19 protein-coding genes are annotated in these 22,353 nt (G+C 73.0%); 14 read left to right on the top strand and 5 right to left on the bottom strand.

The genetic code is table 11. The features are described 5' to 3' along the window. The first annotated feature begins 158 nt into the window (after positions 1 to 158). A complete protein-coding gene (locus FJQ56_RS22355) occupies positions 159 to 2,492 on the top strand; it encodes an N-acetylmuramoyl-L-alanine amidase (protein WP_140007546.1) in 2,334 nt (777 codons plus the stop codon). A 35-nt stretch (positions 2,493 to 2,527) separates the two neighbouring features. Here the strand turns inward: FJQ56_RS22355 and FJQ56_RS02110 are convergent, their stop codons facing one another. After that, positions 2,528 to 3,250: a TIGR03089 family protein gene (locus tag FJQ56_RS02110; protein WP_140007545.1), complete on the bottom strand. Its 723-nt coding sequence runs from the start codon at positions 3,248 to 3,250 to the stop codon at positions 2,528 to 2,530. 57 nt (positions 3,251 to 3,307) lie between these two features. Between FJQ56_RS02110 and FJQ56_RS02105 the strand changes: the two genes are divergently transcribed. Continuing rightward, on the top strand, positions 3,308 to 4,426 hold the full coding sequence (locus FJQ56_RS02105; protein ID WP_140007544.1) for a mannose-1-phosphate guanylyltransferase: 1,119 nt from the start codon (positions 3,308 to 3,310) through the stop codon (positions 4,424 to 4,426). A 37-nt stretch (positions 4,427 to 4,463) separates the two neighbouring features. Here FJQ56_RS02105 and FJQ56_RS02100 read toward each other — a convergent pair whose 3' ends face one another. Genes FJQ56_RS02100 through cofD form a run of 3 tightly spaced genes read right to left on the bottom strand, consistent with a single transcriptional unit; the run spans position 4,464 to position 7,252 of the window. After that, on the bottom strand, positions 4,464 to 5,219 hold the full coding sequence (locus FJQ56_RS02100) for a DUF3105 domain-containing protein (RefSeq protein WP_140007543.1): 756 nt from the start codon (positions 5,217 to 5,219) through the stop codon (positions 4,464 to 4,466). Positions 5,220 to 5,258: 39 nt separating this feature from the next. Further along, the gene (locus FJQ56_RS02095; RefSeq protein WP_140007542.1) at positions 5,259 to 6,221 is read right to left on the bottom strand and encodes a coenzyme F420-0:L-glutamate ligase; all 963 of its coding nucleotides are present in this window, start codon (positions 6,219 to 6,221) and stop codon (positions 5,259 to 5,261) included. Then, positions 6,218 to 7,252 (bottom strand): 2-phospho-L-lactate transferase, encoded by a 1,035-nt coding sequence (gene cofD, locus FJQ56_RS02090; RefSeq protein ID WP_140007541.1) that lies wholly within the window; start codon positions 7,250 to 7,252, stop codon positions 6,218 to 6,220. Before cofD ends, FJQ56_RS02095 begins: the two co-directional genes overlap by 4 nt. 151 nt (positions 7,253 to 7,403) lie before the next feature. On the opposite strand from cofD, the gene FJQ56_RS02085 reads away from it, so the two are divergent. The 3 genes from FJQ56_RS02085 to FJQ56_RS02075 all read left to right on the top strand — a co-directional run bounded on the left by FJQ56_RS02085 (position 7,404) and on the right by FJQ56_RS02075 (position 12,134). Beyond that, complete coding sequence (locus tag FJQ56_RS02085; protein ID WP_140007540.1) at positions 7,404 to 7,664, top strand: WhiB family transcriptional regulator; 261 nt, start codon at positions 7,404 to 7,406, stop codon at positions 7,662 to 7,664. Between the two features lie 130 nt (positions 7,665 to 7,794). Beyond that, a complete protein-coding gene (locus FJQ56_RS02080; protein WP_140007539.1) occupies positions 7,795 to 10,683 on the top strand; it encodes a glycosyltransferase family 2 protein in 2,889 nt (962 codons plus the stop codon). Further along, the gene (locus tag FJQ56_RS02075) at positions 10,680 to 12,134 is read left to right on the top strand and encodes a DUF5719 family protein (RefSeq protein ID WP_140007538.1); all 1,455 of its coding nucleotides are present in this window, start codon (positions 10,680 to 10,682) and stop codon (positions 12,132 to 12,134) included. Before FJQ56_RS02080 ends, FJQ56_RS02075 begins: the two co-directional genes overlap by 4 nt. Positions 12,135 to 12,144: 10 nt before the next feature. Here the strand turns inward: FJQ56_RS02075 and FJQ56_RS02070 are convergent, their stop codons facing one another. Continuing rightward, the gene (locus tag FJQ56_RS02070; RefSeq protein WP_246083945.1) at positions 12,145 to 12,576 is read right to left on the bottom strand and encodes a metallopeptidase family protein; all 432 of its coding nucleotides are present in this window, start codon (positions 12,574 to 12,576) and stop codon (positions 12,145 to 12,147) included. 50 nt (positions 12,577 to 12,626) lie between these two features. On the opposite strand from FJQ56_RS02070, the gene FJQ56_RS02065 reads away from it, so the two are divergent. The 9 genes from FJQ56_RS02065 to mtrB all read left to right on the top strand — a co-directional run bounded on the left by FJQ56_RS02065 (position 12,627) and on the right by mtrB (position 22,352). Then, a complete protein-coding gene (locus tag FJQ56_RS02065) occupies positions 12,627 to 12,986 on the top strand; it encodes a DUF3499 domain-containing protein (protein ID WP_140007537.1) in 360 nt (119 codons plus the stop codon). A gap of 38 nt (positions 12,987 to 13,024) precedes the next feature. Continuing rightward, the gene (locus FJQ56_RS02060; RefSeq protein ID WP_140007536.1) at positions 13,025 to 14,395 is read left to right on the top strand and encodes a phosphomannomutase/phosphoglucomutase; all 1,371 of its coding nucleotides are present in this window, start codon (positions 13,025 to 13,027) and stop codon (positions 14,393 to 14,395) included. Then, entirely contained in the window at positions 14,395 to 14,562 is a 168-nt protein-coding gene (locus FJQ56_RS02055; RefSeq protein WP_140007535.1) for a Trm112 family protein, read from the top strand. The genes FJQ56_RS02060 and FJQ56_RS02055 overlap by 1 nt, the downstream gene beginning before the upstream one ends. A 7-nt stretch (positions 14,563 to 14,569) precedes the next feature. Then, a complete protein-coding gene (locus tag FJQ56_RS02050; RefSeq protein ID WP_140007534.1) occupies positions 14,570 to 15,604 on the top strand; it encodes an SIS domain-containing protein in 1,035 nt (344 codons plus the stop codon). Between the two features lie 509 nt (positions 15,605 to 16,113). Next, positions 16,114 to 17,190 carry an acyltransferase family protein gene (locus FJQ56_RS02045; RefSeq protein ID WP_140007533.1) on the top strand — a complete coding sequence of 359 codons (1,077 nt, stop codon included), beginning with the start codon at positions 16,114 to 16,116 and terminating at the stop codon, positions 17,188 to 17,190. Positions 17,191 to 17,195: 5 nt separating this feature from the next. Further along, positions 17,196 to 18,140 carry a DUF808 domain-containing protein gene (locus tag FJQ56_RS02040; RefSeq protein ID WP_140007532.1) on the top strand — a complete coding sequence of 315 codons (945 nt, stop codon included), beginning with the start codon at positions 17,196 to 17,198 and terminating at the stop codon, positions 18,138 to 18,140. A gap of 146 nt (positions 18,141 to 18,286) precedes the next feature. Beyond that, the gene (ahcY, locus tag FJQ56_RS02035; protein ID WP_140007531.1) at positions 18,287 to 19,714 is read left to right on the top strand and encodes an adenosylhomocysteinase; all 1,428 of its coding nucleotides are present in this window, start codon (positions 18,287 to 18,289) and stop codon (positions 19,712 to 19,714) included. 271 nt (positions 19,715 to 19,985) lie between these two features. Beyond that, on the top strand, positions 19,986 to 20,705 hold the full coding sequence (gene mtrA / locus FJQ56_RS02030; protein ID WP_140007530.1) for an MtrAB system response regulator MtrA: 720 nt from the start codon (positions 19,986 to 19,988) through the stop codon (positions 20,703 to 20,705). Between the two features lie 3 nt (positions 20,706 to 20,708). Next, entirely contained in the window at positions 20,709 to 22,352 is a 1,644-nt protein-coding gene (mtrB, locus tag FJQ56_RS02025; RefSeq protein WP_140007529.1) for an MtrAB system histidine kinase MtrB, read from the top strand. Position 22,353 lies beyond the last annotated feature (1 nt).

The following is a 22,353-nucleotide window of genomic DNA, read 5'->3' as shown; positions in this document are numbered from 1 at the left end:
TGCACCGTGCCCGTCCTCCACAATCTTTTCCACAGACATCGGCGTGTCGAGTGGAAATTACAGATCTGTAGTTACTCAGATCCTCTTCCCAGGTCGTGTGACTGCTGTGACAGTTGCTTCCCGTGTGACTCTTCCCCTCGCACAGGAGCTGACTTCGAATGCCGTTCTTCCCCCCTTCCCCCACGCTCGCCGACCCGGACCGACCCCGGTCGCGCGACGTCCGCCCGCGCTTCGTGACGACCTGCCAGCAGCTGCTGGTCCTGGGCGTCATCGTGGCTGCCCTGACCCCTGCGGCCGGAGTCGTCTCCATCGACTTCGCGCCGTCGCCCGACGACGGCGACGCCGCGCCCGCCACCGGCACCCTGCCGGCGCTGTCGATGACGGCGTACGAGAAGGCCCAGACGATCCCGACCCTGGTGCCGACCGCGGTCGTCGACCCGGTCGTCCGCGAGGTCGCCCTGACCTCCGCCGCGAGCGGGGCGGTGTCGCGCCGCGCGCTCGACAGCTCCCGGTCGGTCGGCGTGAGCGGCCAGGAGATCATCAGCGCCCCCCAGGACGTGACCGGGTACGGCGCCGTCGGGCTGACCTGGAAGCACGGCGAGGTCGTGCCCGACGGCGAGATCACCGCTCAGGTGCGCCTGCTCGACAACGGCGCCTGGTCGGGCTGGACGCCGATGGACTACCACGACGACCACGGCCCGGACCCCGACAGCGACGAGGCCCGTCACGCCCGCCCCGGCACCGACGAGCTGCTGGTGGGCGACGTCGACCAGGTGCAGGTCAAGGTCACCACGGTGCACGCCGCACCGGCCGACCTCAAGCTCGCCGTCATCGACCCGGGCGTCGCGGCCACCTCGGCCGAGGAGCTGCCCGCGATCGACACCAGCACGCTCGACGAGTCGGGCACAGCCCCCGAGCCGACCGCACCGGCCGAGCCCACGACGCCGACCGAGCCGGCCACCCCGGCCGAGCCCACGACGCCGACCGAGCCCACGACGCCGACCGAGCCGGCCACGCCGACCGAGCCGGCTACGCCCACCGAGCCGGCCACGCCGACCGAGCCGACCGAGCCGACCGAGTCGACCGCACCCCCCGCCGCCGGCACGCTGCCGACGTCCGCGGGCGACGTCCAGCTCTCGGCGGCCGCCTACACCCGCAAGCCGGTCATCTACTCCCGCGCCCAGTGGGGCGCCGACGAGAAGCTGCGCGACAAGAGCTCGCTGCACTACTTCGAGGTGCACGCCGGCTTCGTGCACCACACGGTCAACGCCAACAACTACAAGGCCTCCGACGTGCCGGCGATCCTGCGCGGCATCTACGCCTACCACACCAAGTCCAAGGGCTGGTCCGACATCGGCTACAACTTCCTGGTCGACCGGTTCGGCCGGATCTGGGAGGGCCGCTACGGCGGTGTCGACCGCCCGGTGGTCGGTGCGCACACCCTGGGCTACAACGACGACTCGTTCGCGATGTCGGCGATCGGCAACTTCGAGGAGGCCAAGCCCACCAACGCGATGGTGCAGGCCTACGGGGCGCTGTTCGGCTGGAAGCTCGCGCTGCACGGCGTGAAGGCGTCCTCGACCAGGCAGTACGTCACCAAGAAGTACTTCAAGGCGATCAACGGCCACCGCGACGCCGGCTCGACCGCGTGCCCGGGCAAGTACCTCTACGCCAAGATCCCGCAGATCCGGACCCTGGCCAAGCAGGCGCAGGCCTCGTTCTCGGGGCGCCAGCTCGAGTCCAACGTGGTCGCGGGCGATCCGCCCGACCTGCTCGCGCGTCGTGCCTCGGACGGGCAGGGCTACGTCATCCCGCTGCGGCGGGTCAACGGCAAGGTCGTGCGCGGTACGGCGATCCCGATGAAGGTGAACCTGTCCGCCATGGACCGCATCTTCAACGCCGGCGACTGGGACCGTGACGGGACCTCGGACATGATCACCCGGCTCGCGAGCTCGGGGAACCTCTACTTCCGACCGGGCCGTGGCAACGGCCGGTTCGGTGACGCGGTCCGGATCGGGAAGTTCAAGGGCGTGGGGCTGCTGGCCGCGGTGGGGGACATGACCGGCGACGGCTGGCCCGACCTGATGGGACAGCCGGTCAAGGGCGACATGCGGATCTATCCCGGCCGCGGCAAGCAGGGCCTCCGGCCGAGCTACGTCGCCTACAGCGGCATCAAGGGCACCAACCAGATCCCGGTCGGGCTGTGGGACGGCGACGGCGCGCCCGACAGCCTGGTCCGCAACGGCTCCAAGCTGATCCTCTACCCCGGCAACGGGCCCGGCGGCCTGACCGGAGCGCGGACCCTGCCGTTCAACACCACGCCGTACGACAAGATCATGGGGGTCAGCGACATCGACCTGACCGGGCACCCCGACCTGATCGCCCGGCGGCGCTCCACCGGCACCCTGGTGTTCATCGCCGGCTCGTCGACCAAGCTCGCCGCTCCCCAGGCGATCGGGGTCGGCTACGGGAAGTTCGACCTGTTCGGCTGATCGGGCCGAGAGGATCGAGAGAGATGTCTGGTCGCTCAGGCAGGGAAGCGAGCGGTAGCGCGCTCGGCGACGTAGGTCGCCTCGAGGCGCTCCCGTTCGGCCCGGGCGACCAGGACAAGGGAGCCGCGGCGTAGCAGCGGCTCGGTGAAGGTGGCGATCCCCGGTGGGGAAGCCGGGTTCGCCTCCGTCAGGAGGCGGTCGCCGTCGGACACGAGAGTGCCGGCGGCGGCCGCCGACCAGAGGTCGTCCTGCGAGACGGGCCGGCCCCCGAGGTCGTGCGCCGTGTCGGCGCCCGTCGGCGGGTCCCAGGCGACGAACGCGTCGGGCTGCGACCAGATCTCCACCCCCACGTCGTGCACGCCGGCAGGAACACCGTCGGGGTGTCGCACCCCCATCGGGAGCAGCGCAGAGGCCAGCACCACGAGGTCGTCGGCCCGAGGAGCCCACCGCTCGAGGGTGTCGGGACCGCAGACCACGGCATCGGGGTCGTCGTCCTCGGTGACCACGAGACCGGCCGTCCACGCGGCTCCCAGGAACACCGGTCCCAGCCAGTGCGCCGGCAGGTCGACCCGCAGCGTCTGCCCCTTCTCGAGGTCGAGCTCGTCGACCAGGAGCGACGCGGCCTTGGCCACCCAGTTGGCGTACGTCGTCACCGACAGCTCGGTCCGCTCGCCGGTGTGGTCGTCGTAGAACGTCACGAGCGGGCGCCCCGAGTCGCCGCGCAGGAGATCGGTGAGGACGGCAGTGAAGGTGGTCACGGGTCCAGTCTCCCGAACCCGCACCGACGAGCCACGGGGAGTCACTACGCTCCGGCCATGACTGCGACGACCAGCCCCGGCACGGCTTCCCTCGACGGCCCGATCGAGGGCTTCTGGGCGGTGGTGCCCGCCGGCGGGGCCGGGACGCGACTGTGGCCGCTGTCGAGGTCGGCCTCGCCGAAGTTCCTGCGCGACCTCACCGGCTCGGGCCGCACCCTGCTCCAGGGCACCCACGACCGGTTGGCCCCGCTGGTCGAGGACCGGTTCGTCGTGGTGACCGGTCGCGCCCACCGCGACGCCGTGTGCGCCCAGCTGCCCGACGTCGACGACGCCTCGGTCGTGGCCGAGCCGTCGGCCCGCGACTCCATGGCGGCGATCGGCCTCGCCGCGGCGATGCTCGAGCGACGCGACCCGGACGCGGTGATGGGGTCCTTCGCGGCCGACCACGTGATCGCCGACCCGGTCGCCTTCGGCGCGTCGGTGCGGCTGGCCTGCGCCGCCGCGCGGGACGACTGGCTGGTGACGATCGGCATCGAGCCGACCTTCGCGTCCCCGGCGTTCGGCTACGTGCACCTCGGAGACGACCTCGCGGGCCACCCCGGGGCCCACGCGGTGGTCGAGTTCGTCGAGAAGCCGTCGGTCGACGTGGCCACGGGCTACCTCGCCACCGGACGCTACCGCTGGAACGCCGGCATGTTCGTCGTGCGCCCCACGGTGCTGCTCGACCTGCTCGCCGAGGGCGACCCCGGCTTCGCCGCGGCGCTGCGGGCGATCGCCGCCGACCCGGACACGCTCGAGGCGGCCTGGGCCGGGCTGCCCAAGATCGCCCTGGACCACGCCGTCGCCGAGCCGGCCGCGGCCGCGGGCCGGGTGGCCGTCGTACCGGCGTCGTTCGGGTGGGACGACATCGGCGACTTCGACTCCCTCGCCACCCTGCTCGAGGACACCGACTCCGCCTCGATCACCGTGCTGGGCGACGCCGACCTGGTCCGCTCGAGCGCGGCCACGGGGCTCGTCGTACCGGCCAGCGGCAAGGTCGTCGCCGTGGTCGGGCTCGACGACGTCGTCGTCGTCGACACCCCCGACGCCCTGCTCGTCACCACGCGGGCGCGGGCGCAGGACGTCAAGGCCATCGTGGCGGCCCTGAAGGACTCCGGGCGCGCCGACCTGACCTGACCGAGCGGGTCCCGGGGGACCCGACCGGGTCGGCGGGTCAGGGGACGGTGGCCTCGGGCGCGTCGGTGTAGGGGTAGGTGTCGGTGAAGGACACCAGCGCCTGGCCGGACACGTCGGAGCAGTACTGCCACACACCGGTGGAGGTGGCGGAGTCGCCCTTCCAGTGGGTGAAGGCGACGTGCTGGCCCTTCGGGAACTTCTTGCCGCCCTCGTCGTCGTCGGTCCACGGTGCGGCGATGAACTTGTTGCGGAAGTTCTGGTTGTCGCCGGAGTCCTTGTACTTGCGCGCGATGGCCTTGACCTGGGCGAGCTTGCCGGTGTTGTCGGCGATGGTCTCGTCGTACCACATGATCGTGTAGCCGTGCTCGAGGTTGTGCACCAGCGCCTCGAGCGGGGGACGGTCGTCGGCGTCGTAGAACTTCTCGCGGAACGACGCCGGTGCGACACCCGCGACGTTCCAGTGGGCGCCGAACGCGGGCGGGGCGGTGTCGTAGTCGACGGTCTGCGGCTGCTCCACGTGGGTGCCGACGTCCTTGCCGGCCTTCTCGATCGGCTTCTGGCACACCGAGGCCTTCGCGCCGATCTCGTTGATCGGGGTGTCGGCGTACGCCGCCTCCTTGAAGCTGCCCAGGAGCGGCGGCACGGCGGCGATGCCGATGATCACCAGGGCGATCACGACGGCCCCGGCGACGATCGCGTTGCCGCGGCGCTTCTCGGCGGACTTCTGCTTCTTCAGGGTCTCGTCGATCAGCCGCTGACGCTCGGTCTTGGCGGTCTTGGACGGCTTGGCCACGCTCGACATACCTCTTCTGGGGTGGGGAACGCGCAGAGTCTACGGAGTCGACCTGGCAAAGCGCAGGTCGGTGTCGTGGTCACCCGTCGCGGGGTGCGGTAGCCAGCCGTGGGCGAACGCGAGGACCGTCAGCCGCGGGTCGGCGTCGGCCGGCGCGACGACCACGTCGTCGTCGAGCACACGCAGGGTCACGCCCAGCGCCCGGGCGGCGACGTCGAGCAGCTCGCCGACCGCGACGGGGGCGCCGAACGGCACCGCGTCGGAGGCGACGCCGCCCAGCGCGCGGACGACGGCCTCACGGGCGCCGTAGCCGAAGAGGTCGGCCCCCTCGGGCCGGACCAGCGCGGCGGCCCCCGGTCCGTGGTCGTCCGGAGCCAGGACCAGGTCGGCGCGTCCGCGCACGACGGCGAAGGGTCGCCCGCCGAGCTTGCCCTGGGCCAGCTCGGCGAGTCCCGCGATCTCGTCGGCGACGGCCGGTGCGGTCACCGCGAGCTCGTTGCCGTGGGCGTCGAGACGGCCGGCGAAGTCCTCGGCGACGACGAGACCGGCCGCGCCCACGGCGATGTCGGTCTGGCCCTCGCGCCAGGCCCGGCCCGCGGTGTCGGTCACCACGACGCCGACGTTGTGCCCGGTGCGCTGGAGCAGCGTCGTACGCAGCCGGCGGGCCGAGGCATCGGGGTCGAGCGGCAGCAGCACGGCCGAGCCGAGCGCGACGTTGGAGGCGTCGATGCCGGCGGCGGCCATCGTGAGGCCGTGCCGGGTGCGCACGATGGTGGTCGGGCCGCGCCGGGCCACGACGCGGACGGTCTCGGCGACCAGGTGCTCCTCGCGGGAGCCGGCGACCACGCGGCCCTCGGCCTTGCTGACGACCTTGCTGGTCACCACGACGACGTCGCCGTCGCGCAGGCCGGCGGTCCCGATCGCCGCGAGCAGCAGGTCGACCAGGTCGTCACCGGCCCGGACCTCGGGCACGCCGTCGGGCGCGGTGGCCGAGACCGTCACCGGGCGCCGTCCACCGACCCGCGGTCGGTGACCAGCGCGACCGCAGCGGCAGCCATGGCGGCCGTGGCGTCGACGTCGCTCATCATCAGCGGGACCGCGGCGCAGGCCAGGCCGGCCCCGCGGACCCGGTCGACCTGGTCTGCGTCGCGCTCGTCGACCAACCAGGCGTCGAGCACCCCCTCGGAGGTCGTCGCCCGGTCGCCGTAGTGGAGGCCGACTGCCGCCGCGCTCACCTCGACCCCGATCGACGTCAGCATCTGGTGGGCCATGCCGCGCACGTGGGAGCCGCCGACGACGGGGGACAGGCCGACCACCGGCGCCGCGGTCGTCCGCAGCGCCTCGCGCACGCCCGGCACGCCGAGGATGGTGCCCACCGACACGACCGGGTTGGACGGGGGCAGCACGACGAGGTCGGCCTCGGCGATCGCCTCGAGGACGCCGGGGGCCGGGCTGCTCGCGTCGAGCCCGACGACGATCACCGACTCCGCCGGCACCTCGGCGCGCAACCGCACCCAGTACTCCTGGAAGTGCACGACCCGACGCCCGCTGGGCGCCGCCTCGTCGGCGATCGCCACGTGGGTCTCGACCCGGTCGTCGCTCATCGGCAGCAGCCGCACCCCCGGCTGCCAGCGCCGGCACAGCGCCTCGGTCACCGCCGAGAGCGGGTAGCCGGCGTCGAGCATCTGCGTGCGGACCACGTGGGTCGCGATGTCGCGGTCGCCGAGCCCGAACCACGTCGGCTCGACGCCGTACGCCGCCAGCTCGGCCTTGACGCTCCACGTCTCGTCGCGACGTCCCCAGCCCCGGTCGAGGTCGATGCCGTCGCCCAGGGTGTACATGACGGTGTCGAGGTCGGGACAGATCTTGAGCCCGTGCATCCACAGGTCGTCCGCCGTGTTGGCCACCACCGTGACCTCGGCCCCAGGACTCACCCCGGGGACCGTCCCGGCGGCGATCCCGTGCAGCAGTCCCTGCAGGAACCGGGCCCCGCCCATGCCACCGGAGAGCACGGTGATCCGCGTGATCGACATGGGCCTACTCTGCCGGGTCGCCCCGAGCCGTCTGGACCGGGGCGGTTGATCTCAGGTCCTTATCAGAGTTCCGCTTGACTTCCGGGTATGACAGGCATGTAATTCGAACAATGTTGTTCGGGGTCGAATGCCGGGTCGAGAGGTCACCATCATGAGGGAGCTGTTCCTCCTGGAAGCCCCAGGGGACGATGAAGAAGCAGGTTGGCAGGAGCGCGCACTGTGCGCCCAGACCGACCCCGAGGCGTTCTTCCCGGAGAAGGGCGGATCCACCCGCGAGGCCAAGAAGGTCTGCCTCACGTGCGAGGTCCGCGACGACTGCCTGGAGTCCGCACTCATGAACGACGAGCGCTTCGGCATCTGGGGCGGGCTCTCCGAGCGAGAGCGCCGCAAGCTGAAGAAGAAGGTGGTCTGAGCACCACCCGCTCATTCGAGGGAGCCCCGACCGTCTGGTCGGGGCCCTCGCGTTTTTGGGACCCGGTGCGGAGCAGACACCTCGACAGACGAATCGCTCGCCCTCCACCACCCCGATAGTGTCGGCGACCGTGTCTTCCCTGGGGTCCTCGAGCGGTGTCGTCGTGCTGCTGGTCAGCCATGACGGCGCGCGCTGGCTACCCGGGGTGGTCGAGGGGCTGGGGGAGCAGGTCGTGGTGCCCGACGGGGTCGTCGTCGTCGACACCGGCAGCCGGGACGAGAGCGTCGACCTGCTCCCGGAGCACCACGACGTCGTGAGTGTGGCGGCCAGCACGTCGTACCCCGAGGCGGTGCGGCGCGGTCTCGAGCGGATCGCGGTCACGCACGCCGACGCCGAGTGGGTCTGGCTGCTGCACGACGACTCGCGCCCGGCGCCGCGGGCGCTCTCGTCGTTGCTGGACGCCGCGGCCCGGCGTCCTGACGTCGACCTGCTCGGGCCCAAGCTGCGCGAGTGGCCGTCGCTGCGCCGGCTGCTCGAGCTGGGCGTGACGATCTCGGGCACGGGGCGTCGCGAGACGGGTCTCGAGCGCGGGGAGTACGACCAGGGCCAGCACGACGACGAGCGCGAGGTGCTGGCCGTCAGCTCAGCCGGGATGCTGGTGCGCCGGCGGGTGCTCGAGGATCTCGGCGGGTTCGACCCGCGGCTGCCCCTGTTCGGCAACGACCTCGACCTCGGGTGGCGGGCCGCGGCGGCCGGGCACACGACGCTCGTCGTGCCGTCGGCCGTGGTGTTCCACGCCGAGGCCGCGCACCGCGGCGTACGGGAGACCACGCTCGGCGGCCACACCCACGTCCACGAGCGCCGGGCCGCGCTCTACACGCTGCTCGTCAACAGCAGCGCCGCCGCACTGCCGTGGCGGCTGCTGCGGCTGACCCTGGGCACCGTGGTGCGGATGCTCGGGTTCCTCGTCATCCGCTCACCGGGCGAGGCGGTCGACGACCTCGCCGCACTGGTGACCGTGGTGTTCCAGCCGCGGGCGCTGCGTGCCGGACGCCGGGAGCGACGCGAGTGGCTCCAGCGGGCCGGACGGGCGCCCGACACCGAGCGCGTACGCCGCCTGCTCGCCCCGGCGTGGGTGCCCTACCGCCACGGCCTCGACTTCGTCGGTGACCTGGTCTCGGCCCTCACCAGCCAGGCGGCCGACGTCGCCGAGCGCCGACGGGTCGCCGCTGCCGAGCTCGATCCGTCCTCGCAGGCCGCCGCCCGGCTGCGCGCCGAGCGCGCGGCCCGCGAGGAGGAGGACGACCTCGCCGACTCCGGTGCCGTCGCCCGCTTCTTCACCAACCCGGTCGCGCTGCTGCTGGTCCTCGTGGTCGTCGGCATGCTCGTCGCCTCCCGCACCGCCCTCGGCGAGGTCAGCGGGGGAGCCCTGTCACCGGTGCCGGACGACACCGGCTCGTGGTGGGCCCTGCACTACGACACCTGGCACCCCCTGGGCTTCGGCACCGACGTGCCGGCTCCGCCGTACGTCGTCCTGCTGGCGCTCCTGGCGAGCGTCCTCGGTCCGACCGCCACGGTCAGCGCGCTGCTCGTGCTGTCGTTGCCGCTGGGGCTGTGGGGCGCGTTCCGGTTCCTGCGGGTCGCCGGCCGACTGGTCAGCCCCCGGGGCGCGCCGCGCTGGCTCCTGGTGGGCGGCGCGACGACGTACTCCCTCGCACCGGTGACCTCCGGGGCCTGGGGAGAGGGACGCCTCGGGTTGGTGGTGGCAGCAGCGCTGCTGCCGTGGCTCGCCCACGCCGCACTCGGCTTCGCCGATCCGGGCGTCGACCGGCGGCGGCGGGCCGGCTGGCGGGTCGGCCTGCTCCTGGCCCTGGTGGCGGCGTTCGCGCCGGTCGCCTGGTTCGTGGCCCTCGCCCTGGTCGCGGTGGCCCTGGTCGGCGCGCTGGCGCTGGCACGCGACGCGGTCACCTCACGCGACGTGTGGGGCGCTCCGGCCACCGCGCTCGGCGTCCCGCTCGTGCTGCACGCGCCCTGGTGGCTGCCGGCCCTGGTCGGCGGCCACGGCGGCGCGCTGCTGCTCGAGACCGGGCGCGCGCCCGCACCGGGGACCGGGCGGTGGGGCCTGCTCCTGGGTCGTCTGGGCGACCTGGGCGCCCCGGCCTGGATCGGCGTCGTGCTGGTCGTCGTCGGCCTGCTCGCGCTGCTGCCCCGAGCCAGTCGCATCCCCGTCATCCTGTGCTGGATCGTCGCGCTCGTCGCGGTCGTGGTCGGCGCGCTGCTCACGCCGGTGACGATCGGGCTGACCGGCACCGACACCCCGACGGGCCTCGGCGCCCCGATGCTCGTCGTCCAGGCCTGCCTGGTGACGGCCGTCGTGCTGGGCGCCCAGGGGGCGGTGCGCGGCCGGCTCGCGACCGGCTGGCGGGTCCTCGCCGCAGCCGGCGCGGTCGCCGCCCTGGCGGTGCCGATCGCCGGCGCCGCGTGGTGGGCGACCGCCGACGACAGCCTCACCAGCAGCGACGCCTCGATCGTGCCTGAATACATGGTGCAGCGCTCCGAGCTCGGGCCCGAGCACGGCGTGCTCGTCGTCCGTGGCAGCGTCGACGACGGTCTCATCTACACCGTGCGTCGCGGCGACGGCCTCACGCTGGGCGAGGACGAGGTCCTCGACCTGACGACCCCCGGCTCCGACGTCACCGCCACCGTCCGGGCCCTGCTCTCGCGACCGACACCCGAGGTGGTCGACCGACTCGGCGACCTCGGTGTCGAGTACGTCCTGCTGGTCGCGCCCGCCGACGGGACCGTCGCGGCGGCCCTCGACGGGGCCACCGGTCTGGTCCAGTCGAGCTCGGGGCCGCGCAGCCGCGCCTGGCAGGTCGACCGGCCGCTGGCCGCCGGCGCCGTCGACGGTGACGGCACCTCGTGGTTCCGCGTGCTGCTGCTCGTCGTGCAGGGCCTGGCGTTCCTCGCCGTCCTGGTGCTGGCCGCGCCCACCCTGCGGACCGAGAGGGAGTCATGAGCACCCCGGACCTCCCCGACCGCGCCCCCGACCGCGCCCCCGACCGCGCCCCCGACCGGGCTCCCGGCAGCCGCCGGGCCGGACGTCGTACGGCGCCCGGCGCACGGACCCGTCCCGACGCCATCACGGTCGTCGCCGTGCTGGTGCCGGTGCTCGCCCTCCTCGTGGCGTTCCTCGCCCACACCGGTACGACGACCGCACGCGTCGGCAGCCAGCCCGAGGACACCCGGCTGACCCGCAGCACCGTGGTGTGCCCGCCGGGCGGCAGCCCCGTCCTCGTGGCCTCGACCTCCGGGGCGTCCGGGTCGATCCGGGCCCGCGCCGGCGACGCCTCCGCCGAGGCCCGGGTGGCACCCGGGACCACGGGCAGCGTCCGCCTGGGCGGGGGCGTCGTGGTCCTCACCGGCGAGGGCGACGTGGCCCCCGGGCTGGTCGCCGGCCGCTTCGCGACGCCGCCGGCCGGCGTCGAGTGCCAGGCCCCCCAGTTCGACCAGTGGTTCACCGGGGTCGGCGCCGGCGCCGGGCACCGCTCGGTCCTCCGGCTCGTCAACCCCGACGCGGGACGCGCGGTGGTCGACGTCACCGTCCTGGGAGGCGAGGGCACCGTGGACGCTCCGCGGCTGCGCGGCATCACCGTCGAGGGCGGCTCGGTCCGCACGCTCCGGCTCGCCGAGGTCGTGCCCCGCTCCGACGAGCTGGCGCTCCACGTGACGGTGGGTCGCGGCCGGGTCGCCGCGAGCGTCCTGGACACCACCCGTGACCTCAGCAGCGGTCGCACCGGCGACGACGGGCTTGCCTCCCAGGCCGCCCCGGCCAGGGGCAACCTCGTGCTCGGCATCCCCGAGGGCGGCGGCTCGCGCACCCTGGTCCTGGCCAACCCCGGTGGGTCGCAGGGCCGGGCGACGGTGTCGCTGGTGACCCGCGACGCCGTGTTCGCGCCGGTCGGGCTCAAGCCGATCACGCTGCCGCCGCGCAGCGTCGTCGAGGTCCCCGTGGCCAGCGCGATCCGCTCGGCCGGCACCGGGGACGAGGCGGCGGTCGGGCTCCAGATCCGCTCGACCGTCCCCGTCACCAGCAACCTGTCGACCTACGTCGACCGCGACCTCGCCACGTCCGTGCCCCCCGCGCCGCTCACCACGGCCGCCACCGCGGTCCTGCCGGGCGGCTCCCAGCAGCTCGTCCTCGGCGGCGCCCGCGCGGCCGGTGTGGTGACCGTCGAGACCCGCGATGCCGGCGGCACCGTGCTGTCCCGCAAGCGGGTCGAGGTGGCCCCGGGGCGCGGCGACACGCTCGACTTGTCGCGCCGGGCCCGGCTCGTCACCGTCACCCCGACCCGGACCCCGATCGCCGCGGTCGTGCTGGTCACCAGCACGCGCGGCGCCACGGTGGTGCGGCTGCGCGAGGCGCCCACGACCAGCCTGGTGCCCGACGTCGCGCCGGGCCGGCCCTGACGGCCGGCGACTAGTCGTCGTCGTCGACGACCCGGGGGTCGACGGTCTCGGGCGTCACGCCCAGCAGCTCGGCGACCTGCTCGACCACGACGGTGAGGACGATCGCCTCGAGCTCGCTGCGGGAGGTGCTGCGGTGCTCGATCGGGCGACGGAACACCACGAGCCGGGACGGGGTCGCCCCCGAGCCGCGCACCAGCGAGGCCAGGGGCACCGACGTCGCGTCCCAGTCGTCGGGCACCTGGGGGGTGTCCTCGACGGCGTACTCGAGCAGGCCGAGGTGTTCCTGCCAGCGCTCCTCGATGTCTCCGACGACCGCGAGCACCAGGGCGTCGAATCGCTCCCGGGGGCCGCGCAGCTCGGGGGTGCCGGGGTCGCGCGGCACGACGCCGGGACCCCGCATGCCCCGGTCGCGCCGGTCACGCGTACGACGTCTGCTCCCCACGACCGCGAGCCTAGGTCAGGCCGGTGCCGCTGACGGGTAGCCTCCCTCACGTGAGTCTCGCCCGGCGCTGTTCGCGCACCCCCTGCGGTCGACCCGCGGTGCAGACCCTCACCTACGTCTACGCCGACTCGACCGCCGTGCTCGGCCCGCTGGCGACCTACGCCGAGCCGCACGCCTACGACCTGTGCGCCGTGCACAGCGAGCGCCTCTCGGCTCCGCGCGGCTGGGAGGTCCTGCGCCTGGCCAGCGACCTGGTCGACCGCGGCCCCAACCACGACGACCTGCTCGCGCTGGCCGACGCCGTCCGCGAGGCCGGGCGCCCGGCGCCGCAGCCCCGGCCCGCTCCCGCCGACGAGACCGGGCGCGAGACCGGACGCCGCGGCCACCTGCGCGTGCTGACCACCGACTGACGATCCGCGTCGTCGCGTGGCCCACTAGGGTCTGCCGCATGGCTCTCGACCCCGCCACCATCCAGGCCGTCTTCAAGGCGTACGACGTGCGGGGCACCGTTCCGGACCAGATCGACGACGACCTGGCCCGGGCCACGGGCCGGGCCTTCGTGCAGGTCGTGGGCGCCACCGAGGTCGTCGTCGGCTACGACATGCGGCCCAGCTCGCCCGGGCTCGCCGGGGCGTTCGCCGACGGGGCCAGCCAGGCCGGCGCCGACGTCACCCTGATCGGACTCGCCTCGACCGACCAGCTCTACTTCGCCTCCGGCCACCTCGGTGTGCCCGGCGCCATGTTCACCGCCAGCCACAACCCCGCCCAGTACAACGGCATCAAGATGTGCCGGGCCCACGCCCAGCCCGTGGGTCTCGAGACCGGCCTGGCCGAGATCCGCGACCTGGTCGTCTCGGGCGACGTCGCCCCGCCGACCCGCATCGGCTCGATCACCGAGCACGACGTCCTCGAGGCCTACGCCGCCCACCTCCTCGCGCTCGCCCCGGTCACCGGGCGCCGCCTCAAGGTCGTCGCCGACGCCGGCAACGGCATGGCCGGCTACACCGCCCCGGCGGTCTTCGGCCGGATCGGCGACGCCGTCGAGCTGGTGCCTCTCTACTTCGAGCTCGACGGCTCCTTCCCGAACCACGAGGCCAACCCGATCGAGCCCGCCAACCTGGTCGACCTGCAGGCCAAGGTGCTCGAGGAGGGCGCCGACATCGGCCTCGCCTTCGACGGCGACGCCGACCGGTGCTTCCTGGTCGACGAGCGCGGCCGCGCGGTCTCGCCGTCGACGCTGACCGCGCTGATCGCCGAGCGCGAGCTGGCCAAGCACCCCGGGGCCACGGTCATCCACAACCTGATCACCAGCCGCGCCGTCCCCGAGCTCGTCCGTGAGCTGGGCGGCACCCCCGTGCGCACCCGGGTGGGCCACTCCTTCATCAAGGCCACCATGGCCGAGACCGACGCGATCTTCGGCGGCGAGCACAGCGGCCATTTCTACTTCCGCGACTTCTGGCGTGCCGACTCCGGCATGCTGGCCGCGCTGCACGCGCTCGCTGCGCTGGCGTCGTACGACGGCACGCTGAGCGAGCTGCTCGCGCAGTACGAGCGCTACCCGCTGTCGGGCGAGATCAACAGCACCGTCGCCGACCAGGCCGCGGTGGTCGCCGCGATCCAGGCCGACTACTCCGGGCGCGACGGCGTCACCATCGACCACCTCGACGGGCTGTCGGTCAGCCACGCCGACTGGCAGTTCAACGTCCGTCCGTCCAACACCGAGCCGCTGCTGCGGCTCAACGTCGAGGGCCGTGACGAGGCCACCATGACGGCGATGCGCGACACCGTGCTCGCCCTGATCCGCGAAGGCGACAACTGATGGCGATCGACCCTGCGCTGCTCGAGATCATCGTGTGCCCGGCCGACCACGGCGACCTGACGCTCGCCGCCGACGGTGGTGAGCTGGTCTGCGGCTCGTGCGGCCTGGCCTACCCGGTGCGCGACGACATCCCGGTCCTCCTGGTCGACGAGGCCCGCAAGCCGTGAGCGCGCGATGACCTGGTTCGACGAGTCGCGCCTCGACGACGAGACGGCGCTGGGTGCCGCCGACCTCCGGTTGCGCACCCTCGCCGAGTCCGGTGCCCGCGTACGCCGCGAGGCCGCGGGTGCCGCCGAGGCCACCGCCATCGGGGTGACCCGGGCCCAGGACGCGCGCCCGCGCGCCGTGATCGCCGCCGGCCCCGACTCCCGCCTGCTGCGCGCCGTCCTCGAGCCGTTCTGCCCCGTGCCGTTCGTGGCCTGGCCCGGCCCCGCGCTGCCCGGCTGGGCCGGCAGCCTCGACCTGGTCGTCGTGCTGGCCCCCGTCGGGTCCGACTCCGGTGCCGCCTCCGCGGTCGCCGAGGCCGTACGCCGGGGCTGCCAGGTCGTCGTCGCCTGCCCGCCCGCCTCGATGGTGGCCGAGCACGCCGAGGGTCGCTGGACCACCGTGCTCCCGACCGTCACCGACGACCAGCTCGCCACCGCCGTCGTGATGCTGTCCTACCTGCACCAGGTGGGGCTGGGGCCCGAGGCCGAGGCCGACACCGTCGCCGAGGCCCTCGACGCGGTCGCGATCTCCTGCTCGCCGCACCGCGACATCTCCATCAACCCCGCCAAGATCCTCGCGATCTCCCTGGCCGACGCCAACCCGCTCGTGTGGGGCGGCTCGGTCCTGGCCGCCCGCGCCGCCCGCCGTGTCGCCGAGTCGATCCGGCGCGCCAGCGGGCGCACCGCCCTGGCCGGCGACGCCGAGCACCTGCTGCCCGTCCTGGAGGCCACCCGCCAGCGCGACGTCTTCGACGACCCGTTCGCCGCCGAGGACGGCGGTCCCGGTGACCTGCGCCCGGTCCTGCTCGTCCTCGACGACGGCGCCGACGACCCCGTCGTCCGCGAGCACCGTGGCCTGCTCCAGGCCGCGGCCACCGCACGCGGCGTCCGCATCGAGACCGTCACCGCCGACGCCCCTGGTGAGGTCGCCCGCTACGCCGAGCTGCTCCTCACCGGCACCTACGCAGCCGAGTTCCTCCGACTGGGTCTCGTCGACGACTGACCGGCCCGGGCGCGTCCCGGAGCGCGGGTTCCTCCGCCTGGCGCCGGTGGTGGAAAGGCCGGGTTCGCAGAGTGGCCCACCCTGCGTCGGATGTGGAGGGGGTCGTTTTCGCACAGTGACCCGCCCTGCATCGGATGTGGAGGGGGTCGTTTTCGCAAGGTGACCCGCCCTGCATCGGATGTGGAGGGGGTCGTTTTCGCAAGGTGACCCGCCCTGCATCGGATGTGGACGGGGCCGTCTTCGCACAGTGACCCACCCTGCATCAGATGCGGAGAGGCCGCTTACGCAGAGTGACGCACGGTGGGTCAGTTCGTGTGTAGGGATCTTGCGTTGATGACCCACCCCGGGTCACCCGGACCCCGGCCCCGGCTCCGGCCACCGGCGGGCGCACCGAAGGAGTGACCTCGACCACGTCCCGCACCGCGACACCGCGTGACGACGCGGAACGCACCTCTCCGGGCGGGTGAACGATTGGCCGCCTCTCAGGCACCGTGTCTACGGTCGTGCGAATGGCTGCTCGGGACCCGTGGTTCGACAACGCCAAGATGACCCTGGTCACCTTGGCGGTCGTCGGGCACGCCTGGAGCCTGTTGCTGCCGGACTCGGCGACCAATAGCTGGCTCTACGACTACCTCTACGTCTGGCACATGCCGGCGTTCATCATGGTCAGCGGCTACTTCTCCCGCTCGTTCGACTGGTCCTCGCGCCGGGTGCGGGCCCTGGTGGCCACGGTCGTCGTCCCGTTCGTGCTCTACCAGGCGGCCCTCGTCGGGTTCCAGGGCCTGCTCGGGTGGGCGCCGCCGGAGCACCCGTTCCTCGAGCCGCTCTGGCCGCTCTGGTACCTCGTCGCGCTCGCGGCCTGGCGGCTGGCCGCCCCGGCGTTCCTCGCGGTCCCGCCCGTCGTGGCGATGGGCGCGGCGCTCGCGATCAGCCTGTTCGGTGGGATGGTCGACATCCCCTACCTCTCCCTGTCGCGCGTGCTGGGCCTGCTGCCGTTCTTCGTGATCGGACTGCTCGCCACCCCGGAGCGGATCGACCGGATCCGCACGCCCGCGGCCCAGCAGGCCGGCGTGGTCTGCCTGCTGCTCACGCTGGTCCTGGTGCGTGACCTCGACTCGTGGGCGGGCACGTGGTGGCTCTACTACCGCCCCTACGACGTCCTGGGCGCCGGGCTGGTGGAGGGTGCGCTCGTGCGCAGCTCGCTGCTGCTCCTCGGCCTGGGCTGCGCGCTCGGTGCCCTCGCCCTGGTGCCGAGCCGCGACAGCTGGTTCACCCGGATGGGCTCGGCGACGATGATCGTCTACCTGGGGCACCCCTTCGTCATCCGGGCGGCCGACGCCTTCGGCGTCTTCGACTGGGCCGTCGTGCACCCGATGCTCGGTCGTCTCGTCGTCGTCGGGTGCGCCGTGGCCCTGGCGCTGCTCCTGGCCACCCCGCCCGCGATCCGTCGCCTCGGTCCGCTGGTCGACCCCGTCGGGGCCTGGCGCACCCGCCGTGGCGACGGCGTCGTCGTCGGCCCGCGGGTCGACGTGACGCCGCTGCGGGCACCACGACCCGAGCTCGCCCACCACACTCGTCTACGCTGACGCGGGTGAGCGCTGGCCTGTTCGGACTTCTCGACGACGTCGCGGCGATCGCCCGCCTGGCCGCGGCCTCGGTCGACGACGTGGCCGCTGCCGCGGGTCGGGCCAGCGCGAAGGCCGCGGGGGTGGTCGTCGACGACACCGCGGTGACCCCGCAGTACGTCCAGGGCGTCGCGGCCCAGCGCGAGCTGCCGATCATCAAGAAGATCGCCGTCGGCTCGCTGCGCAACAAGATCCTCTTCATCCTCCCGGCCGCGCTGCTGCTCAGCCAGTTCGCCCCCGACTGGGTGCTCCCGCTGATCCTCGTGTGCGGTGGCACGTTCCTCGCCTACGAGGGCGCAGAGAAGGTCTGGGAGCGCGTCCGCGGCCACCACCCCGACGAGGCCGAGAAGTCGTCGGAGATCAGCCCCGAGCAGGAGAAGACGATGGTCGCCGGGGCGATCCGGACCGATTTCATCCTCTCCGCCGAGATCATGGTGATCGCGCTCAACGAGGTGAAGGACGAGGCGTTCCTGTCGCGCGCCATCATCCTGGTGGTCGTCGCGATCGGCATCACGGTCCTGGTCTACGGCGTGGTCGGCCTGATCGTGAAGATGGACGACGTCGGGCTCGCCCTGGCGCAGCGCTCCTCGGCCGCGGCCCAGAAGGTCGGCCTCGCCCTCGTGCGCGCCATGCCCGGCCTGCTCGCCGTCATCTCGGTCGTCGGCACGGCCGCGATGCTGTGGGTGGGCGGCCACATCCTGCTCGTCCAGCTCCACGAGCTCGGCGTCGATCCGCCGTACGACGCCGTGCACCACCTCGAGGAGGAGGTCGCACATGCGCTGGGAGCCGTCGGTGGTGTCGCCGGGTGGCTGGTCAACACCGCGCTCTCCGCCGTCGTCGGCATCGTCGTGGGCGCTGTCGTCGTCGCGGTCATGCACGTCGTCCCGCGCAAGGGCGCCGCGGCCCACTAGAGACACGCCCTCGCGGTCTCGCCACCCCTCTGGGGATTCCTGGATCGGCCCGGCGCTGTCCTACGCTGAATTTCGTCGCGTGGGAGATCCCGACAACGCGCAGATGCGCGACGCAGACGCCAGCTTCGCCCTCCTGAGGAGACACCGTGGACTACAAGGTCGCAGACCTTTCCCTGGCCGATTTCGGCCGCACCGAGATCGAGCTCGCCGAGCACGAGATGCCCGGCCTGATGGCGATGCGTGAGCGCTTCGCCGACTCGCAGCCCCTCGCCGGCGCCCGCATCGTCGGCTCGATCCACATGACGATCCAGACCGCCGTGCTGATCGAGACGCTCACCGCCCTCGGCGCCGAGTGCCGCTGGGCCTCGTGCAACATCTTCTCGACCCAGGACCACGCGGCGGCCGCCGTCGTCGTCGGCCCCCACGGCACCGTCGACGCCCCGTCGGGCACGCCGGTCTTCGCCTGGAAGGGCGAGTCGCTCGAGGAGTACTGGTGGTGCACCCAGCAGATCCTCGACTGGGGCAACGAGCTGCCCAACATGATCCTCGACGACGGTGGTGACGCGACCCTGCTGGTCCACCTCGGGGTCCAGGCCGAGAAGTCCGGCGTCGCGCCCGACCCGGCCTCCGCCAAGAGCGGCGAGCAGAAGATCATCTTCCAGGTCCTCAACGACGTCCTGGCCCAGAACAAGGACTACTGGGGCCCGATCGCCAACTCGATCAAGGGCGTCACCGAGGAGACCACGACCGGTGTCCACCGTCTCTACGAGATGATGAAGGAGGGGTCGCTCCTCTTCCCCGCCATCAACGTCAACGATTCGGTCACCAAGTCGAAGTTCGACAACAAGTACGGCTGCCGCCACTCGCTCATCGACGGCATCAACCGCGCCACCGACGTCCTCATCGGCGGCAAGGTCGCGGTCGTCGCCGGCTACGGCGACGTCGGCAAGGGCTCCGCGGAGTCCCTGCGCGGCCAGGGCGCCCGCGTCATCGTCACCGAGATCGACCCGATCTGCGCGCTGCAGGCCTCGATGGACGGATTCCAGGTCACCACGCTGGAGGAGGCGCTCCCCTTCGCCGACATCATCGTGACCGCGACCGGCAACCGCGACGTCGTGACCGTCGACCACATGCGGTCGATGAAGCACAACGCGATCGTCGCCAACATCGGCCACTTCGACAACGAGATCGACATGGCCGGCCTCGAGGCCGACGGCGTCGCCGTCCGCAAGACGGTCAAGCCGCAGGTCGACCTGTGGACGTTCCCCGACGGCAAGGCCATCATCGTGCTGTCCGAGGGTCGTCTGATGAACCTCGGCAACGCCACCGGCCACCCGTCGTTCGTGATGTCCAACTCCTTCACCAACCAGGTGCTGGCCCAGATCGAGATCTTCACCAAGACCGAGGACTACCCGGTCGGCGTCTACGTGCTGCCCAAGCACCTCGACGAGGAGGTCGCCCGTCTCCACCTCGACGCCCTCGGCGTCAAGCTGACGACCCTCACCGACGACCAGGCCTCCTACCTCGGCCTCGCCGTCGAGGGGCCCTACAAGGCCGACACCTACCGGTACTGACTGAATGGTCGCTACGGGCGGCCCCGCGCCGCGCGGTCCGCACCATCCTCGTAGGGCTGCCGCCGGCCTGGTCCGGCGGACCCGACCGGCGCGGGGGGCCACCCTCCGCGACGTGCGCCGTGTGGTCGGCTCCGGCTCGGGTCGGGGCGCCTCACGCGGGTAGAGGCAGTCGGCAAGCCTGCAACGTCACGAACGCCACCACGATCCCCGTGGTGGCGTTCGTGTGTCTCCGGGGCCAGTCGTTTCGAGGTGTGCTGACACAATGGTGAGCATGAGTGAGCCGACGAGCGACCTGGCGACCAACGGTCGTGTGCTCGTCGTCGACGACGACGCCGCCCTGGCCGAGATGCTGTCGATCGTGCTGCGCCAGGAGGGCTTCGACTCCCAGACCGTCGGACGCGGCGACCAGGCCCTGGCCGCGTTCCGCGACTACCGCCCCGACGTCGTGCTGCTCGACCTGATGCTGCCGGGACGCGACGGCATCGACGTGTGCAAGGAGATCCGCGCCGAGTCCGGCGTGCCGATCGTGATGCTCACCGCCAAGGGCGACACCGTCGACATCGTCGTGGGCCTCGAGTCCGGTGCCGACGACTACGTCGTCAAGCCGTTCAAGCCCAAGGAGCTCGTCGCCCGGATCCGGGCGCGCGTGCGCCGCAAGGACGCCGCGACGACACCCGCCCAGCAGCAGGAGTCGCTGTCGATCGGCGACCTCGCCATCGACATCGACGGCCACTCGGTCGCGCGCGACGGAGAGATCATCAGCCTGACCCCCCTCGAGTTCGACCTGCTGCTCTGCCTGGCCCGCAAGCCCTGGCAGGTCTTCACCCGCGAGATGCTGCTCGAGAAGGTCTGGGGCTACCGGCACGCCGCCGACACCCGGTTGGTCAACGTGCACGTGCAGCGGCTGCGCTCCAAGGTCGAGCACGACCCGGAGCACCCCGAGATCGTGGTGACCGTGCGCGGCGTGGGCTACAAGGCCGGCAAGGCCTAGCGCGTGGTGAGGCCGCGCCGCGGGCCCCGCCTGCCGTCCGGCGTACGCCGTGCGCTCACCTTCTGGCGCCGCTCCACCCAGGCCCGGGTCGTCGTGAGCACCCTCGTGCTGTCGGCCATCGTGATCAGCGCCGTCGGCTGGTACCTCCTGCGCGAGACCCGCGACGGCCTGCTCGACAGCCGCGTCGACACCGTGCTCGCCGAGGCCGCCAACGAGACCACCGAGGCCGAGGGCCGCCTCGAGACCGAGTCCGGCCGTGAGACCGACGCCCAAGCCCAGCTGCGCACCCTGGCCGACTCGATCATCACCCGGGCCGAGACCCGCGGCTACAGCGTGGCGGTCGCCGGCCCCGTCGACGACGACCGCCCCATCGCCGAGCGCACCGCCACCTACAGCGCGGGCCTCGACCTGGCCGCGAGCGTCCCGGCCGAGCTCCAGGACCGGCTGGCCACGATCGGGGCCGCCCCCGCCTGGACCTACACGAGCGTCGTGACCACCGCCGACGGCACGGTGCAGCGCACCCCCGCCATCGTCGTCGGCTCCCAGGTACGGCTGCCCGCCGACAACCGGATCTACGTCATCTACCTGATCTACCCCCTGGTCGAGGAGCAGGAGACCCTCGACCTCGTGGGTCGGGCACTGCTCACGGCCGCGGTGCTGCTGCTGGTGCTGGTCGCGGGCATCACCTGGCTGGTGACCCGTCAGGTCGTCGCACCGGTCCGGCTCGCCCGCCAGGTCGCCGAGCGGCTCGCGGCCGGCCGGCTGCAGGAGCGCCTGCGCGTCAAGGGCGAGGACGACGTCGCGCGGCTCGCGATCTCGTTCAACCAGATGGCCAGCAACCTGCAGCGCCAGATCCGTCAGCTCGAGGAGCTCAGCCGGGTCCAGCGCCGCTTCGTCTCCGACGTCTCCCACGAGCTGCGCACCCCGCTCACCACCGTCCGGATGGCCGGCGACGTGCTCCACGACGCCCGCGGCACGTTCGACCCCGGGACCGCCCGGGCCGCCGAGCTGCTCCAGACCGAGCTCGACCGCTTCGAGGTCCTGCTCGCCGACCTGCTCGAGATCAGCCGTTTCGACGCTGGCGCCGCGGTGCTCGACCTCGAGGACGTCAACCTCGGCGACGTCGTACGCCGGGTGGTCGACTCGACCCGGGCGCTCGCCGAGCAGCGCGGCGTCAGCATCGCCGTCGAGGACGCCGGCCGGCCGTGCCTGGCCGAGGCCGACGCCCGGCGGGTCGAGCGGATCGTGCGCAACCTGGTGACCAACGCGATCGACCACGCCGCGGTCGGCGGTCGCGAGCCCGGCATCGTGGTCCGCCTGGCCGTCGACGACGACGCCTCGGCCGTCGCCGTGCGCGACTACGGCGTCGGCCTGGAGCCGGGGGAGTCGGCCATGGTCTTCAACCGCTTCTGGCGCGCCGACCCGGCCCGGGCGCGCACCAGCGGCGGCACCGGCCTCGGGCTGTCGATCGCGCTCGAGGACACCCACCTGCACGGCGGCTGGCTGCAGGCGTGGGGGCGACCGGGCAGCGGCGCGCAGTTCCGCCTGACGCTGCCCCGGCGCGCCGGGTTCGCCCTGCGGCGCAGCCCGCTCCCGCTGCAGCCCGAGGACGCCGTCGACCCCGCCGCCGAGACGGTGCGGCGATGAG

The organism is Nocardioides plantarum (genome assembly GCF_006346395.1).
GTDB classification, from domain to species: Bacteria; Actinomycetota; Actinomycetes; order Propionibacteriales; family Nocardioidaceae; genus Nocardioides; species Nocardioides plantarum.
Note: the sequence above shows the minus strand (reverse complement) of the source record. Positions and strands in the feature narration are given on the sequence as shown.